The sequence below is a fragment of the Marinobacter salinus genome, assembly GCF_001854125.1.
Taxonomy (GTDB): Bacteria; Pseudomonadota; Gammaproteobacteria; order Pseudomonadales; family Oleiphilaceae; genus Marinobacter; species Marinobacter salinus.
Genome location: NZ_CP017715.1, coordinates 609,595 through 626,289 on the forward strand (window position 1 = coordinate 609,595; position 16,695 = coordinate 626,289).

Consider the following 16,695-nt stretch of genomic DNA (forward strand, 5'->3'; position numbering starts at 1 on the left):
TGCTGAAAGCCGGCAATGAACGGGTGATAACTCGACAAAAGCGGCAAGAGGTTGCCATGCCCCAGATGGTTCTTCCCCAGACCCCCGCTCCAGGGATGCAGAAGGATGCCGGTGCCGGAAAGACAGGTGCCAGCCGGGAAACCGGTGATTCTGAAAGCCGGTATGAATCCGTATCACGTGCTGAACAGAAGCGCCTTGACCGCCAGAAAGCCGATCGCAGCAATGAAGATCAAGCTGTCGAAAACGCCCAGGCTCCTGAAAACAACCGAAAAGCTCAGGGTTCGGACGAAAGCGCGGACGCTGCGCCAGGTGCTTCAGGCAAGCAGGATGCCGCTGCAACCGGAACAGGTGCAGGCAAGGCCGAGCAAGACACGGTGTCTTCGGAGCTCTCCGGGGATATGGAATCAATCACCACACCTTTGACATTTGCCGAGTTGCAGGCACTGCTGGTTCCGGCAAATGGGCAGTCAGGGACCGATGCCGGGGGCGCGCCCTCCGGTAAGGCGGGCGCGCAGAGCGTGATTGGCCAAGGTGTGATTGCCCAGGTGACGCCGGATGCCGGTCCGGTTAGCGGAGTGATCAACGGAAAACCGGGGCTGCAAGGGCAGGTTGCACCGGGTGTGAGCTCCGGCCTGCAACTGACCGATGCACTGACGGCAACACTTTCGGCTGACAATAGCCGGGCATCCGACCCTACCAGTCTTGCGACTTCAGCACGTTTCCAGTCGGCTATGGATATGGCTTCGCAACAGGTTGCCAATAACACCGCGACAAAACTCTCTTCAGAGGCCGCGCTGCCACTCAGGGGGTACGCCACGTCCATTGATGTACCGGTTGGTCATGCTGAATGGGGTGACAAGATGGTCGGCAAGCTGAGCTGGTTGACGGCCCGGAACATGTCGGTCGCTGAAATTCATCTTACTCCGCCGGACATGGGGCCGATGGAGGTTAAGGTGCGCGTTCACCATGACCAGGCCAACATTACTGTGCATGCCGCCAATCCGGTGGTTCGGGATCAGCTCGAACTGAACTCCCACCGACTGCGTGACATGCTGGGGGAGCAGGGGCTTTCCCTTGCCCAGTTTGACGTGTCTGACTCTCCGCAACAGCAAGGCGGTGAGCAGGCCGCAGGCGATGGTGATGGGAGTAACAGTCGCCAGAACACGGGCGGGCTGGCCGGCACGGATGTGGATGAAGGGGATCTTCGTTCAGGTAATCTGGACCTCAGTTGGAAAGGTGAGGTCGATATTTTCGCCTGATCGCCTCTCGCCAGTCCGTATGGCCTCGGGTATTTCTCTCCAAACTGTTTTGCCCATCCCCTTCGGCAACGCTAAACTGCGGGTCTGAACTGGAAGGGCGGGCGATCTGGCCCGCCCTTTGCATTTAATCTATCAAAGTCGCGGAAAAGCGCTCCGTCTGACGGATTTCTGGCAAAGCGAACATTATGGCTGAAAATGATGCGCCTGAAGAGGCACCGGTCAAGAAAAGCAAACTGAAGCTGATTATCCTGCTGGTCATTGTCGTTGTCCTGGCAATTTTGCTTTCTGTAGTCGGGACACTTTGGTTCCTTGGTGATGGCCTGCCGGGAATGGGGAGCGAGGAAGAGGGCTCAGAGGAGATTGTCGAAGAGACCTTCATGCCCAGCTCCTATGCCAGGCTCGAAAAAGCGCTGGTCACGACTGTCCAGGCACAAGGCCGCCAGAGGTATGCCCAGGTATACATGTCGCTGGAAGCGACTGACCCACAGGCGCTGAAGGCCGCACAGTTACATATGCCATTGATCCGCAGTCAGTTGGTCTTGCTTTTGGGTAGCAGCGATTTTAACGAACTACAAACACCGGAAGGGCGCCAGGGACTGGCTGAAAGGATGTTGGCGACTGTCAACCAGGTACTGGAAGAGGAAGGCGAGCCCGCGATCAAGCGGGTTTTGTTCAGAAACTTTGTCGTGCAATAGGACCCGAGACGGGTAAGGCATTTCAGAGGCAGGACTACGTATGCAGGACTTGTTGTCACAGGATGAAATCGATGCCCTCCTTCACGGGGTGGACGACGGTGACATCGATACCTATGAAGAATCCGACGATACCGGCGTAAAGTCCTACGACCTCTCCAGCCAGGACCGCATTGTACGCGGCCGGATGCCGACGCTGGAGATGATCAATGAGCGCTTTGCCCGCTACACGCGCATCAGTCTTTTCAACCTGATGCGCCGCAACGCCGATGTTTCCACCGGGGGCGTGCAGATCATGAAGTTCGGGGAATACGTCCACACGCTATATGTTCCAACCAGCCTGAATCTCTGCAAAGTGCGACCACTGCGGGGCACCTCCCTGTTTGTCCTGGATGCGAAGCTGGTGTTCAAGCTGGTGGATAACTTCTTCGGTGGTGAGGGCCGTCACGCCAAGATTGAAGGCAGGGAATTTACCCCCACCGAAACCCGCATTGTCCAGATGGTGCTGGACCAGGTGTTTCATGATATGGCGGAAGCCTGGCACGCCGTGCTCAAAGTGGATTTCGAGTACCTCAGTTCCGAGGTCAATCCGGCCATGGCCAATATCGTCAGCCCCAGTGAGGTTGTGGTTGTCAGCACGTTCCATATCGAACTTGACGGCGGTGGTGGCGAACTGCATTTTGCCCTGCCGTACTCCATGATTGAGCCTATCCGGGATGTTCTGGATGCGGGTGTTCAGAGCGATATCGACGATGTGGACGAGCGCTGGGTGAATGCGCTGCAGGAGGACGTAAAGGATGTGAACGTGCCGATTAACACGACGGTATGCCGTCGCCGGATTTCCCTGCGCGAGATCGCCAGGCTGAAGGCCGGCGATATTATTCCGGTTGAGATTCCGGAGCACCTGACGGTAACTGCAAACGGCATTCCTGTATATAAGGCCACGATGGGCACCCGCGACGGAAAACTGGCGCTGAGAATCCATGAAAGGGCAACGGCGCCCAAGGTCAAGAAACAACTGAAAATAGGGCGAAGCAATGGCTGACGACGACAAGAAAGACAAGCAGGAGCTCAGCGAGGACGAAAAGCTGGCGGCCGAGTGGGAAGCGGCCATGGAAGAGTCAGGCGATGCAGAGGACGAGGGCGCTGGCTCAACAGAAGATGAATGGGCGGCTGCCATGGCAGAAGCCGGTGAATCTGACGAAAAAGACGATGTGCAGGCGGCGCCCATGGAAGAGTTTGACCAGATCAGCCAGCCAACACAGGGTACTGGTCCGGCACCGGATATGGATGTGATTCTGGATATTCCGGTAACCATTTCCATGGAAGTGGGCAACACGCAGATCGCGATCCGCAACCTCCTGCAGCTCAACCAGGGCTCCGTCATCGAACTTGACCGATTGGCCGGTGAACCACTGGACGTGCTTGTCAACGGCACTCTGATCGCCCATGGCGAGGTTGTTATGGTGAATGAAAAATTTGGTATCCGCCTGACCGACGTGATCAGCCCGGGTGAGCGCATCAAGCGGTTGCAGAAATAATATGAGATCGACGCTTGCGGTGCTGACCTGTCTGGCTCTGGCTGCACCCGTGCTCGCTCAAGAAACGGCGGGCTCTGCCCAGACAGCGCCGATAAGGACGCCTGATACTGTTGGGACCATTGTCAGCCTCGGTATTGGTCTGGTGGCTGTCATTGCACTCATTTACGGTTGTGCCTGGATTATTCGCCGAATGAATGGAATGACCGGCATGAACAACAATGCTATCAAGGTCGTCTCGGTAATGGCTTTGGGCGCCAGGGAGCGAATCGCGCTGATTGAGGTCGGCGGGCAACAGATCCTGCTGGGCATTACTCCCTCGGCCATACGCACTCTCCATGTTTTTGACGAGCCGGTGGTCGATGCCGGCAACCCCGCCACGGGCGACTTTGCTCGCCGGCTTCAAAGCATGATTGGCAAATCCTGGACTTCGCCGACAAGGAACGAATGACCCCATGATTGCCAGACTGTTCAAACGTTTCAGCCCGCTTGTGGTTCTGTTGCTGGGCATTCTCTTCAGCCAACTGGCACTGGCCCAGGATGCGACAGGGATTCCCGGCATTCCGGCGTTCACGGTAACGCCGGGTGAGGGCGACGGCGTCCAGGAATACTCGGTAACCCTGCAGATCCTTGCGCTGATGACAGCGCTTACGTTCCTGCCCGCCATGCTGATGATGATGACTTCCTTTACCCGCATCATCGTGGTATTTGCCATATTGCGACAGGCGCTGGGGCTGCAGGCAACGCCATCCAATCAGATCCTGCTGGGCCTCGCGCTGTTTCTCAGTATTTTTATCATGAAACCGGTACTGGAAGAGGCCAACAGGGTCGGGCTTCAGCCCTACCTTCAGGAAGAAGTGACCTCGTTAGAAGCCGTGGCGCTGGCCAGCCAGCCATTCAAGAAATTCATGATGGAACAAACCCGGGAAAGCGATCTTGCCCTGTTCATGCGAATGGCTGACGAACAGTACCAGACGCCCGAGGATGTCTCTTTCTGGGTGCTGATGCCGGCGTTCGTCACCAGCGAGCTCAAAACGGCATTCCAGATCGGGTTTATTCTGTTTATCCCGTTTCTGATTATCGACATGGTGGTGGCAAGCGTACTGATGGCGATGGGTATGATGATGCTGTCACCGATCATCATATCGCTGCCATTCAAGATCATGTTATTTGTACTGGTGGACGGCTGGGCCCTGATCATGGGGACTCTGGCGGCCAGTTACGGAATATAGGGGACGATGTCATGACTCCGGAAACCGTCATCGATATCCTTCGCGAAGCCCTGTGGATGATCGTTCTGTTATCGTCCGTTATTATCGGGCCTGGCCTCGTCATCGGTCTTGTCGTTAGTACCTTCCAGGCCGCGACCCAGATTAACGAACAGACCCTGAGCTTCCTGCCGCGTTTGCTGGTGACCCTCATTGTCATTATCGTGATGGGCCCCTGGATGCTAACCCAGCTGCTGGATCACGCCAACCGGCTGATCTCCAGTATTCCCTACCTGATCGGCTGACGGATGATACCGGCGGAGTTGAGCGCGGATATCCTGGGCCAGTGGGTGGGGCAGCACCTCTGGCCCCTGTTCAGGCTTGCAAGTTTCCTGATGGTGATCCCCATCTTCGGTACCCAGCTGGTCCCGGCTCGGGTTCGCCTGGGCCTGGCACTCTTGATGACGGTTCTCATAGCGCCCATGATCCCGCCGGTTCCACAGGTAGAAGCGCTCAGTGCCGATGCCGTGGTCATAACGTTGCAGCAGATACTGATCGGTGTCGGGCTGGGCTTTGCCCTCACGGCTCTCTGGCAGTTATTCGTCGTCGCCGGCCAGATGATCGCCATGCAAATGGGTCTGGGTTTCGCCTCCATGGTTGACCCTGCCAACGGTGTTAACGTACCGGTACTTGCCCAGATATACACCATCACCATTACCCTGTTATTCCTTGCCATGAACGGTCATCTGGCCGTGTTTGAAGTCTTCATCGAAAGCTTCAGAACGCTGCCAATCGGCATGGAGGGGTTAGGGCAGAACGGCCTATGGGAACTGGCTCATCGCATAAGCTGGATGTTTGCCTCTGCAATGCTGCTGGCATTGCCCGCGGTAACGGCCGTATTGATCGTCAACATCTCCTTTGGCGTGATGACCCGTGCAGCGCCCCAGATGAACATCTTTGCTCTGGGCTTCCCCATTGGCCTGATTTTTGGATTGTTTGCCATATGGGTACTGCACGCCAATTTTCTGCCGCACTTTGATCAGTACACCAGAGAAACGTTTGATTTTATGAGGCAGCTGCAGGGGCAGCCTTAGGCGCGCTGTGACCTCGTTGAGTGCTTTGAATACGCCGGAATAATTGCTGGCAGAGGAAGGTGGTAAGGCCTTTTCAAAACTGTGCGGAGCCATGGATGGCGGAGCTCAAGAGCCCCACGGACGGGCTTGAGCGGGTTTTGAAAAGGCCTTTCCGCCTTCCGAAAAAACGGAAGCTCATTAATGGCCGAAGAAAACGACAACAGTCAGGAAAAAACGGAAGAGGCCACGCCCCGAAGGCTTGAGAAAGCCAAAGAGGAGGGCCAGACCGCGCGTTCCCGTGAGCTCGCCACCATGGCCGTGCTTCTGGCGGGTGCTGGCGGCCTGCTGATGTTTGGGGCCAGCCTTGGCGCCTCGCTCGAAGCCATCATGCGTGACAGCTTTGTGCTCGAACGTTCCGCGATCTTTGATACCCGCCACATGAGCGTCCAGCTGATTGCCTCAGCCAAAGAGGCCGCCTGGGCCCTGTCGCCGATACTTATCCTGTTGTTGATCGCAGCCATCTTCGGTTCAATCGGCATCGGTGGGCTTTTGTTCAGCGGCAAGGCCATTGCGCCAAAACTTAACCGGATGGACCCCATCAAGGGCCTGGGTCGCATGTTCTCGGCGCGCTCCCTGATCGAACTGGTCAAAGCCATCGCCAAAGTTGGTCTGGTGCTGGCGGTTGCCATACTAATCCTCAACCTGCGCACCGAGGATCTGCTGAGCATCGCAGAAGAGCCTGCGGTACCAGCCATGGAGCACGTTCTCTGGACATTGGGCTGGAGTTTCTTTGCGCTTTCCTGCGCCACCATCATCATTGCTCTTATTGATGTGCCGTTCCAGATATACGATCACCAGAAAAAGCTGAAAATGACCAAGCAAGAGGTCAAGGACGAGTACAAGGACACCGAGGGTAAACCGGAAGTCAAAGGTAAAATTCGCCAGCTCCAGCGTGAAATGGCGCAGCGCCGCATGATGCAGGATGTGCCGACTGCCGATGTGGTCATTACCAACCCGACCCATTATGCCGTGGCCCTGAAATATGATCAGAAAGCAATGGCAGCGCCTGTGGTCGTCGCCAAGGGTTCCGATGAAATCGCCTTCAAGATTATGGAAATCGCCCGCGAGCACAAAGTCGAAATTCTCCGCACGCCGCCGCTCACCCGGGCGGTCTATCACAACTCTGACATTGGCGATGAGATTCCCGATGGCCTCTATATGGCGATAGCTCAGGTTCTGGCTTACGTTTTCCAGCTTCGGCAATTCCGCAAAGGACGCGGACCCAGGCCTGGCATGCCTGATTTCCCGATCCCTTCTGACCTTCGACGTGATATTTAGGCCGGGATCCCAGGTCCCCGCCGGGCGTTAGCAGCAAGCCTCAATAACCCGAACCATCGGCTCCCCGCGACTCTCCGGAATCGGCAGCTTTCCATACCACGACCGTGGATCGTGAACCGTCGCTGATGTGAACCCGCAGGACAGGAAGTGCGCCCGCGCTTCTTCATCGGTAAGGAAGTGGAACGACACCTGGCTTCGGGTGACGGCGCCCAGAACGTGGCCGAGGGTATTGAGAGTGCCTTTCAGTAATGGTTGCTTCGGGCGATAGTAGCTTTCGGAAAGGTAGACAGAGCCGGGACGTTTTGCCATGACCGCCGACAAACGCCGCCAGAAATTGCTGATGACGTCCAGGGTGAAGTAGCTCGTCAGGCCTTCGGTAATGATAATAACGGGGTTGGTGTTATCGAAGACCCGGTCGATGACCGTTTCCACCTGGTACTCACCATGATCAGCCAGAATATCGATGGGTGTCACCTGGTGATGTTCGCCAAGTCTGCCCGCCGCCAATAACCGCATTGCTTTTCGGCCCGCCATGTTCGGGAGGTCGGCTTCGACCATCTGGATCAACGGGTGCCGCGCCCTTAGCCGGATGCCGCGAGGGGACATGCCACAGGCGATTTCAAGAACCTGGGTGATGCCCTGTTCGTTGATGGCTTTGTCTATCAGGTGATCAATGATGAGATGGCGTTGCAGCAGGAAGGTTCGGATATTCCCGCCGATGGCGACCTTGCTCGCGGCCTCGAAGGGAGTCATCAGGTGATAGAGCCAGCGGCCCTGACGGGTAGCAAGAATATCGTCGGAGAGCCCATACCGGTGCCAGACGGCACCGGTGTAGAGGGCAGTAAAGCTGATTCCCGAGCTGTCAGTCGGTTTGTTGCTCATAAATGGCTTTGCCCCATGCCTCGCGACTGCCCGGCAGGATCAGGTTCAGGATGATGGCAGCCACCGCACACAGAGCGATGCCTTCCAGGTGCCCGAGCACCATACCACCAATTCCGAATACCAGGGTTACACCCACGATAACCAGATTGCGGGACTCTGCCAGATCTACCTGGTGGCGGATCAGTGTGTTCAGGCCGACCACGGCGATAGAGCCAAACAGCAGGCAAAGAATGCCACCCATGACCGGAACCGGAATGGTTTGCAGGGCAGCGCCGAACTTGCCCACGAATGCCAGTACAATCGCAACCACAGCGGCCCACCACATGACGCGCGGGTTGAAATTCTTGGTCAGCATGACCGCACCGGTCACTTCCGAGTAGGTGGTGTTAGGTGGTCCGCCGAGCGCGGCCGCTGCGCTGGTTGCGAGGCCATCGCCCAACAATGTACGGTGCAGGCCGGGCTTTTCAATGAAGTTCTTGCGGGTTACGTTGCCAATAGCCAGAACGTCACCGATATGCTCAATGGCCGGCGCAATGGCGACGGGGATCATGAACATAATGGCACCCCAGCTGAACTCGGGTGCTACGAATTTGGGCATGGCCAGCCAGGCGGCTTCCTGGATAGGTGTGGTATCCACGATGCCGGCAAACGCCGAGAGCACGTAACCGGTGATAACCCCGAACATGATCGGGATCAGGCGGAAGATGCCTTTGGCCCACACCGACATGATGATAGTCACGGCCAGGGAAGTCATGGCGATCCAGATGGCGGTGTCATAAGGGATAAGCTGGGTGGCACCGTCACCGGTGCGACCGGAGGCCATGTGCACGGCGACCGGGGCCAGGCCGAGACCGATGGTCATGATGACCGGGCCAATAACGACCGGGGGCAGGAGGCCGCGTACAAAGCCGGTTCCGCGAAGGCGAACCAGTCCGCTCAGGATAATGTAGAGAATACCGGCAGCCATCAGTCCGCCAAGGGTCTCTTCCATACCGAACTTGCCTTTGGAGGCAATCACGGGCGCGATAAACGCGAACGACGAGGCCAGAAAAATCGGGATCTGGCCACCGGTAACGATATGGAAAATAAGGGTGCCGAGGCCGGCAGTGAACAGGGCGACGTTCGGGTCCATCCCTGTGATAAGGGGCATCAGCACCAGAGCGCCAAAAGCAACAAGCAGCATTTGGGAGCCGGCGATGACCTGTTTCCAGACCGGGTCGTTGGTATGATCCTGCATTATTAAACGTCCTTCTGCTTGGTGCCGAAGATCTTGTCTCCGGCATCGCCGAGACCCGGCAGGATGTAACCCTTGTCATTCAGGTGGTCATCAACCGACGCGGTATATATAGATACGTCCGGGTGCTTTTCCAGTACCTTCTCGATACCCTCGGGTGCTGCAACCAGAACCAGAGCGCGGATTTCCGTGCTGCCAGCCTTTTTCAGAAGATCGATCGTGGAAATCATGGAGCCGCCGGTCGCAAGCATCGGGTCCACAATCAGCGCCATGCGCTGGTCGAGCTCACCCACGAGTTTCTCCAGATAGGTGCTTGCCTCCAGGGTCTCTTCATTTCGAATCTGGCCAACTACGCTGACCCGGGCAACCGGTATCAGGCTGAGGACGCCGTCCAGCATGCCCAGCCCGGCACGAAGAATGGGAACAATGGTTATTTTCTTGCCATGGATCTGCTCGACATTAACCGGACCGGCCCAGCCTTCAATGGTCTTTTCCTGCAGGTTGAAATCCTTGGTGGCTTCGTAAGTCAGCAGCGCGCCGACTTCCTGTGCCAGCTCACGAAAATTCTTGGTGCTGATGTCCGCCCGGCGCATCAGGCCGAGTTTGTGTCGGATCAGGGGGTGCTTAACCTCGTGGATTGGCATGGGGTCACCTGTGTGTCTGGATTATCAGTGTTGGTTTTGGGAACGCGATTAAATGGCGCAAGGATACCGTATCTAACAGGTTGAGTCAGGCAGCCCCGGGGAGAAAGCCGGAGGAAATCCGGTAAGGAGTGGTACGGATCTTGCGACACCACCCTGAGATGGCGCCCCGGCGTCAGATTTTCGACCCTGATAACGCCTGCAGGCACAGCCAATCGGAGAAGTTTCCGGCATGGACAGAGCTTTAGTCCTTAACAACGTCAAATCCCTGACGCGGGGAAATCTGGGTGTCCCGGTCATGCTGATGGGGCTGTTGGGCATGATGATTCTGCCCATGCCCGCGTTTCTGCTGGACGTCTTCTTTACCTTCAACATCACACTGTCGATAGTTATCTTGCTGGTGTGCGTGTACGCCCTACGGCCTATGGAGTTCGCTTCTTTCCCGACGGTTCTGCTGGTAGCGACACTGCTGCGCCTGGCCTTGAACGTGGCTTCAACCCGTATCGTGTTGCTGGAAGGACACGAGGGGGGTGATGCCGCGGGTAAGGTGATTGAGTCGTTTGGTGCCGTATTGATTGGGGGTAACTACGCCGTCGGCCTGGTGGTCTTCGCCATTCTGATGATCATCAACTTCCTTGTGGTCACGAAAGGGGCCGGCCGGGTTTCTGAAGTCAGCGCCCGCTTTACCCTGGATGCCATGCCCGGCAAACAGATGGCCATTGATGCGGACCTGAACGCCGGACTGATCAATCAGGAAGAGGCCAAGCATCGGCGGGCTGAAATCGCCCAGGAAGCCGACTTCTACGGTTCCATGGACGGTGCTTCGAAGTTCGTGAAAGGGGATGCTGTTGCCGGTTTGCTGATTCTGGCGATCAATATTATTGGCGGCGTGGCCATCGGAATGCTGCAGCACGATCTCGATTTCGGGCTCGCCATGGAGCGATATGCGCTGCTGACCATTGGTGATGGTCTTGTGGCCCAGATTCCGTCGTTGTTGCTCTCCACCTCTGCCGCGATCATGGTGACCCGGGTTACCTCCAGCCAGGATATGGGTGGACAGATTCTACAGCAGATGTTCAGCGCGCCGAAGGCTCTGGCTATTGCGGCCGCCATCCTGATTATACTGGGGCTGATACCGGGTATGCCTCACGTGGCGTTTCTTGGACTGGGCGGTCTGTCGGCGGCGGCGGCCTGGTATATCTGGAAGCACGACCGTCAGACTGTGGAAGAAGACGCCGTGTTCCCCGGGCGCAGCGGCGCTGGCGGAGCAGCTCGTCCGGCTGGTCGGGACCTGCCCCCGGGCGGCGATTCCGGGAGCGACCAGGGTCGGCAGCTGCCAGCACCGGGCGAGTCCAAAGAACTCGGTTGGGATGATGTGGCGACGGTGGATGTTGTCGGGCTTGAAGTGGGTTATCGGCTGATTCCTCTGGTCGATAAATCGCAGGGTGGCCAGTTGCTGAGCCGGATCAAGGGTGTACGTAAAAAGCTGTCCCAGGATCTGGGCTTTCTGATGCCCTCGGTGCATATCCGGGACAATCTGGACCTGATGCCCAATGTGTACAGGATAACTCTGATGGGGGTGACCATCGCCGAAGCGGAGATTCATCCGGATCGGGAGCTGGCGATTGATCCCGGTCAGGTCTTTGGCAAAGTAGAAGGTATCGAAGGCAAGGACCCCGCGTTTGGCCTTGATGCATGCTGGATAGAGCCAGAAAAGAAGGATCAGGCCCAGACTCTCGGGTATACCGTGGTGGATGCCAGCACGGTCGTGGCAACGCATCTTAACCAGGTTCTCCAGAAGCATGCCCATGAACTGCTTGGCCATGAAGAAGTCCAGAAGTGGCTCGATCAACTGGAAAAGATCTCTCCCAGACTGGCGGAGGAGCTCGTCCCGACCACTATTTCCATCAGCTTGCTGCTCAAGGTGTTGCAGAGTCTTCTGAGAGAAGAAGTGCCGATCCGTGATATGCGCTCCATTGCCGAGGCCGTTGTTAATGTCCATCCCAAGAGTCAGGATCCGAAACTGCTGACGACTGTCGCCCGCCAGTCGCTGAGACGAATGATTGTCCAGAGCATCTGCGGGAACGAATCAGAAATCCCTGTTATTACCCTGGATCCGGATCTGGAACAGTTATTGCTAAAGTCTGTTCAACAGAGTCAACAATCCGGCGGTCAGGAAGACATAGGGCTGGTTCTGGAGCCGAACATGGTGGAAAAGTTGCAGCGGTCCCTGCAGGAAAGTGTTCAGCGTCAGGAAATGCTCGGTAAACCCGCGATCCTGCTGGTTTCCGGCCCGTTGCGACCGGTGCTGGCAAAATTTGCCAGTTATGGAATTGAGCGTTTGCACGTTCTCTCCTACCAGGAAATACCGGATAACAAACAGATCACTATCGTGGCGTCCGTCGGCCAGTAACCGGACGGGCGACAAAGCGGACAGCGCAACACGGCGCTGCCGGTGGAGGATGAAACAGAATGAAAGTAAAACGGTTTTTCGCTCAGAGCATGGCAGAGGCACTGAAGCAGGTCAGCGAGCAAATGGGGCCGGACGCTGTGATTCTCTCCAACCGGCGGGTAGATGGCGGCGTCGAAATCGTGACGGCGCTGGACTACGACGAAAATATGGCGCGGCAGAGTCTGGGGGACAAAGCCCAGGATGCGACCAACGGATCCCGTCTGGCCGAGATGCAGGCGGACCAGCACCGCAGGCTCGAAGACGAACTGGGCCGTTCCAGAGATCGCATTCGCGACGTCAGGGAGAAGCGGGCGAAGGTCGGCGCATCCTATGGCGGAGCATCTTTTGCTGACCTGAATGAGGCGGCCTCTGTCGGTTTTTCAGGTGCCGAGGTCGGAGGCCCGGCAATGCCTGAAAGCTTTTCCGGGGCCACGGGCTATTCTGATGAACTGGCCCAGATGCGCGCCGAGATCAGTTCCCTGCGTGACATGGTGAGCGGGCGCACGGCCGAGCCGGCAAAGCCTGTTAGCAACGCGGTCCAGCAGCGTCTGGCTGAACGGCTTCTGGAATTTGGCCTCAGTAGCAACCTTGCCGGGTCTTTGTCCCGTCGCCACAAGGGTGGTCGTCTGGATGAGGGCTGGAAGCAGTCCCTGAAGATGCTGGCGACGGGTGTTCGGACATCCCGGCATGAATGGTTGGATGAGGGTGGTGTTTATGCGTTGGTCGGGCCGACTGGTTCAGGCAAGACTACGACCATCGGCAAGCTGGCAGCTCGTCACGTTCTGCGCCATGGTTCTGATTCGCTGGTCTTGGTGACCACAGACAGATACCGGGTTGCTGCACACGAGCAGCTGTTTGTATTCGGCCGTATTCTGAATGTCCCTGTCCGGGTTGTGGATGAAAGTCATTCCCTGGACGACATTCTGGATGAACTGTCCGATCGGCATCTGGTGTTAATTGACACCGCTGGCCTGACGAGTACCGATAAGGGGTATCAGGAACAACTGGCCGAACTGGCCCGTAGCCATCACAATATACGTACGCATCTGGTGGTTTCGGCTACCAGTCAGCCGCGCATCATGAAATCCGTCTGGCATTGCTATAAGATGGCTAATCTTGCGGGCTGCGTTATGACGAAAATTGACGAAGCCCTTACTCTTGGGGAATCGCTCGGGTTTGTTATGGAGACCGGTTTGCCGGTGGCTTATTACACCGATGGTCAGAAGATTCCTGAGGACCTGCACCATGCAGAAGCGATTCCGCTGGTGCGCCTGGCCGTGGAGCGGCTGAAAAAACTCCAGCAACAACAGGCCGTCGCAGAAGGCGCCTGACGTGGTGAAGGCTGTTATCGGATGGTGGGATGTTCGGCACTTGCATCTGGCGCCATTCTGATAAAACGAGCGTCCGGTAAAACTGGTAAGAGAAACGATTCAGTATGAGCAGAGCACGTCCGGTTCAGGTGATAGCAGTTTCCGGCGGAAAGGGTGGGGTCGGCAAGAGCAACGTGTCGGTCAACCTCGGTATCGCCCTGGCCCAGAAAGGCCGTCGTGTAGTGTTGTTGGATGCCGATCTGGGTCTTGCAAATATTGATGTGCTGTTGGGTATAACCGCGGGCAGGAACATTTCGGATGTACTGGCTGGAAAGTGCGATCTCAAGGATGTTCTGGTGAATGGTCCAGGCGGTATCAAAATCGTGCCTGCCTCCTCGGGCACCCAGCGTATGACCCAGCTCAGCCCGATGGAACATGCCGGGCTGATCAATGCGTTCAGTGAACTGGGTGACCAGATTGACGTTCTGATTGTGGATACGGCCGCAGGCATTTCCGAATCGGTCGTCAGCTTTCTCCGAGCGTCCCAGGAGCTGTTGCTGGTGGTTTGCGACGAACCGACGTCAATCACTGACGCCTATGCCCTGATCAAGCTCATGAATCGTGACTACGGCACCAACCGATTCCGCATTCTGGCCAACCAGGTCCGGAACGAGGAAGAAGGGCGTCATCTTTTTGAAAAACTGACCCGGGTCACTGAGCGATTTCTCGACGTGGCGTTACAATACGTGGGTATGGTTCCTTTTGACGAGGCTGTCAAAAAAGCAGTTCAGCGCCAGCGTGCAGTGCTGGATGCTTATCCGCGAGCAAAAGCATCACTGGCAATCAAGGCCCTCGCTGATAAAGTCGATAGCTGGCCACTGCCTTCCTCTCCCCGCGGGCATCTCGAATTCTTTGTGGAGCGGCTCGTCGAAGTCTGATTTTGATCCAGTCCAACAAAAACCGGATACATGACATTGGCGAAAAACCTGGGTATTTACCAGCAGTCTGGGGCGAAAGGTGCTTCTCAACTCGTTGAGGAGCAGGCTCCACTGGTCAAGAAAATTGCCTTGCACCTGTTGGCCAGGCTGCCAGCGTCCGTGCAACTGGAGGACCTGATGCAGGCCGGCATGATTGGTCTGCTGGAGGCTGCCCAACGTTACAGCTCCGCCAAGGGCGCCACCTTTGAGACCTATGCCGGTATCCGAATCCGTGGTGCCATGGTGGACGAGATTCGTAAGGGTGACTGGGTGCCCCGGTCGGTTCATCGAAACGCCCGCCGTATTTCCCAAGCCATCAAAGTTGTCGAAGACCGTTTCGGTCGGGAAGCCCAGGATCTCGAAGTGGCGGAGGAGCTGGGTGTAAGCCTCTCCGAATACCATTCCTCACTCTCTGATGCCAACAGCGGACGACTTTTTAGCCTGGATGAGCTCAATGAATCCGGAGAGCTGCCGATAGAAGAAACAGAGAGCAGTGATAATCCGCTGGATGGTCTGGCCTCGGATGCTTTTCGGCGCAACCTGGCCGAAGCCATTGAAGATTTGCCTGAGCGCGAAAAGCTGGTGCTTAGCCTGTACTACCAGGAAGAACTGAACCTGAAAGAAATTGGCGCTGTACTTGGAGTGAGTGAAAGCAGGGTGAGCCAGATTCACAGCCAGGCCGCACTGCGGCTGCGCGGACGCTTGTCCGACTGGCGCCAGGAGTCAGATGCCCAGCTTCTATGAGATGTGTCCGGATCATAGCGGTCTGTAGTTTTTGGTAACCGATGCTTTACAACCGGAACAAACATCAGACAATAAGCGGTCAAAACAGCGGCCTGATAGACGTTGAGCAAAAAGGTCAAACGAATTCCGGGTGTTACTAACTGGAGGTCCCATTGGACAAGAACATGAAAATCCTCATCGTGGACGACTTTTCCACGATGCGACGGATCATCAAGAATTTGCTGCGCGATCTCGGCTTCAGCAATACCGATGAGGCAGATGATGGAAATTCCGCTCTGCCGATGTTGAAAAGCGGCAAGTATGACTTCCTGGTGACGGACTGGAACATGCCGGGCATGTCTGGTTTCGATCTGCTGAAGGCTGTTCGCGCCGATGAAGATCTGAAGACCCTGCCGGTCCTGATGGTGACGGCAGAGGCTAAACGGGATCAGATTGTGGCGGCTGCCCAGGCAGGGGTAAATGGTTACGTTGTTAAGCCGTTTACTGCTGCCGTTCTCAAGGAAAAGATTGAAAAAATCTTTGAACGCATTCAGTAACCAGAGGTCGGATGGCTCTCATGAGCGATAGCAACAATAACCACCGCGGGCTGGAACCGGAGGTGACGGAAAAGCTCAAGCATCAGGCTGCGGAACTGGCTGAAAGCGTTGAGGCTGGTGATTATGCCAAGGCCATGACGCTGATCAATGAACTGAGTGAGGTAAGGGATCAGAGTCTGTACCGCGAAGTTGGCAGACTGACCCGCAGTCTTCACGAGGCAATCCGTAATTTTCAGATAGATCCCCGTAACGCGGAGCAACAAGAAGCGCTGTCGAAAATGACCGACGCCTCTGATCGTCTGGAATACGTAGTCCAGATGACAGGGCAAGCCGCTAACCGGACCATGGATCTCGTCGAAGAGACCATGCCAGTGGCCCATGCCGTGCGTGACGAGGCATCGGCGTTGCGGGAAGAATGGCAGCGCTTGCGGCGCCGGGAAATGCAGCCCTCCGAGTTTCGTGAACTGTATGGCCGTATTGATCGCTTTTTCGCCAGCCTGACAACTGATGCGGACACCATTTACAGCAATCTCTCCGAAATTCTGCTGGCGCAGGATTTCCAGGACCTCACGGGGCAGGTGATTCAGAAAGTCACCACGCTGGTGAAGGAAGTGGAAGAGCAGATGCTGAGCCTTGTCGTGATGGCAAGCCATGTGGACCAGCTGACCGGCACCGTGCATCAGATCTCTGAGACCGAAGTGTCGGCCGAGCAAGGTGTAGGGCCTCAGATCAAGGCCAATGAGCGCGAAGATGTAGTTTCGGGACAGGACGGGGTAGATGACCTGCTGTCCAGTCTCGGTTTCTGAATTAA

The 16,695-nt window shown here is 56.5% G+C and carries 18 protein-coding genes; 15 read left to right on the top strand and 3 right to left on the bottom strand.

Annotated features, from left to right (window positions below):
• Nucleotides 1-56 precede the first annotated feature (56 nt).
• From BKP64_RS02860 to flhB, 9 genes are all read left to right on the top strand, one after another.
• Nucleotides 57-1,259 carry a flagellar hook-length control protein FliK gene (locus BKP64_RS02860; protein WP_070965766.1) on the top strand — a complete coding sequence of 401 codons (1,203 nt, stop codon included), beginning with the start codon at nucleotides 57-59 and terminating at the stop codon, nucleotides 1,257-1,259.
• A 185-nt stretch (nucleotides 1,260-1,444) separates the two neighbouring features.
• Entirely contained in the window at nucleotides 1,445-1,954 is a 510-nt protein-coding gene (locus BKP64_RS02865) for a flagellar basal body-associated FliL family protein (RefSeq protein ID WP_070965769.1), read from the top strand.
• A 40-nt stretch (nucleotides 1,955-1,994) separates the two neighbouring features.
• Nucleotides 1,995-2,996 (top strand): flagellar motor switch protein FliM, encoded by a 1,002-nt coding sequence (fliM, locus tag BKP64_RS02870; protein ID WP_070965772.1) that lies wholly within the window; start codon nucleotides 1,995-1,997, stop codon nucleotides 2,994-2,996.
• Entirely contained in the window at nucleotides 2,989-3,492 is a 504-nt protein-coding gene (gene fliN, locus BKP64_RS02875; RefSeq protein ID WP_070965780.1) for a flagellar motor switch protein FliN, read from the top strand. The genes fliM and fliN overlap by 8 nt, the downstream gene beginning before the upstream one ends.
• Before the next feature lies 1 nt (nucleotide 3,493).
• Complete coding sequence (gene fliO / locus BKP64_RS02880; RefSeq protein ID WP_070965783.1) at nucleotides 3,494-3,940, top strand: flagellar biosynthetic protein FliO; 447 nt, start codon at nucleotides 3,494-3,496, stop codon at nucleotides 3,938-3,940.
• Nucleotides 3,941-3,944: 4 nt separating this feature from the next.
• Entirely contained in the window at nucleotides 3,945-4,721 is a 777-nt protein-coding gene (gene fliP / locus BKP64_RS02885; protein WP_070965787.1) for a flagellar type III secretion system pore protein FliP, read from the top strand.
• Nucleotides 4,722-4,732: 11 nt separating this feature from the next.
• Nucleotides 4,733-5,002 carry a flagellar biosynthesis protein FliQ gene (gene fliQ / locus BKP64_RS02890; protein WP_070965790.1) on the top strand — a complete coding sequence of 90 codons (270 nt, stop codon included), beginning with the start codon at nucleotides 4,733-4,735 and terminating at the stop codon, nucleotides 5,000-5,002.
• Between the two features lie 3 nt (nucleotides 5,003-5,005).
• Nucleotides 5,006-5,791 carry a flagellar biosynthetic protein FliR gene (fliR, locus tag BKP64_RS02895; protein ID WP_070965793.1) on the top strand — a complete coding sequence of 262 codons (786 nt, stop codon included), beginning with the start codon at nucleotides 5,006-5,008 and terminating at the stop codon, nucleotides 5,789-5,791.
• Between the two features lie 180 nt (nucleotides 5,792-5,971).
• Nucleotides 5,972-7,108, top strand: coding sequence for a flagellar biosynthesis protein FlhB (flhB, locus tag BKP64_RS02900; RefSeq protein ID WP_070965796.1), 1,137 nt, complete (start codon nucleotides 5,972-5,974; stop codon nucleotides 7,106-7,108).
• 27 nt (nucleotides 7,109-7,135) lie between these two features.
• Here flhB and BKP64_RS02905 read toward each other — a convergent pair whose 3' ends face one another.
• The 3 genes from BKP64_RS02905 to upp are packed head-to-tail and all read right to left on the bottom strand — an operon-like array spanning nucleotide 7,136 to nucleotide 9,868.
• Nucleotides 7,136-7,990 carry a class I SAM-dependent methyltransferase gene (locus tag BKP64_RS02905; RefSeq protein WP_070965798.1) on the bottom strand — a complete coding sequence of 285 codons (855 nt, stop codon included), beginning with the start codon at nucleotides 7,988-7,990 and terminating at the stop codon, nucleotides 7,136-7,138.
• The gene (locus tag BKP64_RS02910) at nucleotides 7,971-9,227 is read right to left on the bottom strand and encodes a uracil-xanthine permease family protein (RefSeq protein ID WP_070965801.1); all 1,257 of its coding nucleotides are present in this window, start codon (nucleotides 9,225-9,227) and stop codon (nucleotides 7,971-7,973) included. The genes BKP64_RS02905 and BKP64_RS02910 overlap by 20 nt, the downstream gene beginning before the upstream one ends.
• Nucleotides 9,228-9,229: 2 nt before the next feature.
• On the bottom strand, nucleotides 9,230-9,868 hold the full coding sequence (gene upp / locus BKP64_RS02915) for a uracil phosphoribosyltransferase (RefSeq protein ID WP_070965803.1): 639 nt from the start codon (nucleotides 9,866-9,868) through the stop codon (nucleotides 9,230-9,232).
• Nucleotides 9,869-10,097: 229 nt separating this feature from the next.
• Here upp and flhA point away from each other — a divergent pair, with 229 nt between their 5' ends.
• The 6 genes from flhA (at nucleotide 10,098) to BKP64_RS02945 (ending at nucleotide 16,690) form a co-directional block, all read left to right on the top strand.
• Nucleotides 10,098-12,278, top strand: a complete 2,181-nt coding sequence (gene flhA, locus BKP64_RS02920) for a flagellar biosynthesis protein FlhA (RefSeq protein ID WP_070965806.1) — start codon at nucleotides 10,098-10,100, stop codon at nucleotides 12,276-12,278.
• Nucleotides 12,279-12,337: 59 nt separating this feature from the next.
• Nucleotides 12,338-13,648 (top strand): flagellar biosynthesis protein FlhF, encoded by a 1,311-nt coding sequence (flhF, locus tag BKP64_RS02925; protein ID WP_070965809.1) that lies wholly within the window; start codon nucleotides 12,338-12,340, stop codon nucleotides 13,646-13,648.
• Between the two features lie 104 nt (nucleotides 13,649-13,752).
• A complete protein-coding gene (locus tag BKP64_RS02930) occupies nucleotides 13,753-14,565 on the top strand; it encodes a MinD/ParA family protein (protein ID WP_070965812.1) in 813 nt (270 codons plus the stop codon).
• Nucleotides 14,566-14,595: 30 nt separating this feature from the next.
• On the top strand, nucleotides 14,596-15,348 hold the full coding sequence (locus tag BKP64_RS02935; protein ID WP_070965815.1) for an RNA polymerase sigma factor FliA: 753 nt from the start codon (nucleotides 14,596-14,598) through the stop codon (nucleotides 15,346-15,348).
• 152 nt (nucleotides 15,349-15,500) lie between these two features.
• Complete coding sequence (gene cheY, locus BKP64_RS02940; protein WP_070965817.1) at nucleotides 15,501-15,884, top strand: chemotaxis response regulator CheY; 384 nt, start codon at nucleotides 15,501-15,503, stop codon at nucleotides 15,882-15,884.
• 20 nt (nucleotides 15,885-15,904) lie between these two features.
• Nucleotides 15,905-16,690, top strand: a complete 786-nt coding sequence (locus tag BKP64_RS02945) for a protein phosphatase CheZ (protein ID WP_070973524.1) — start codon at nucleotides 15,905-15,907, stop codon at nucleotides 16,688-16,690.
• Nucleotides 16,691-16,695: the final 5 nt, after the last annotated feature.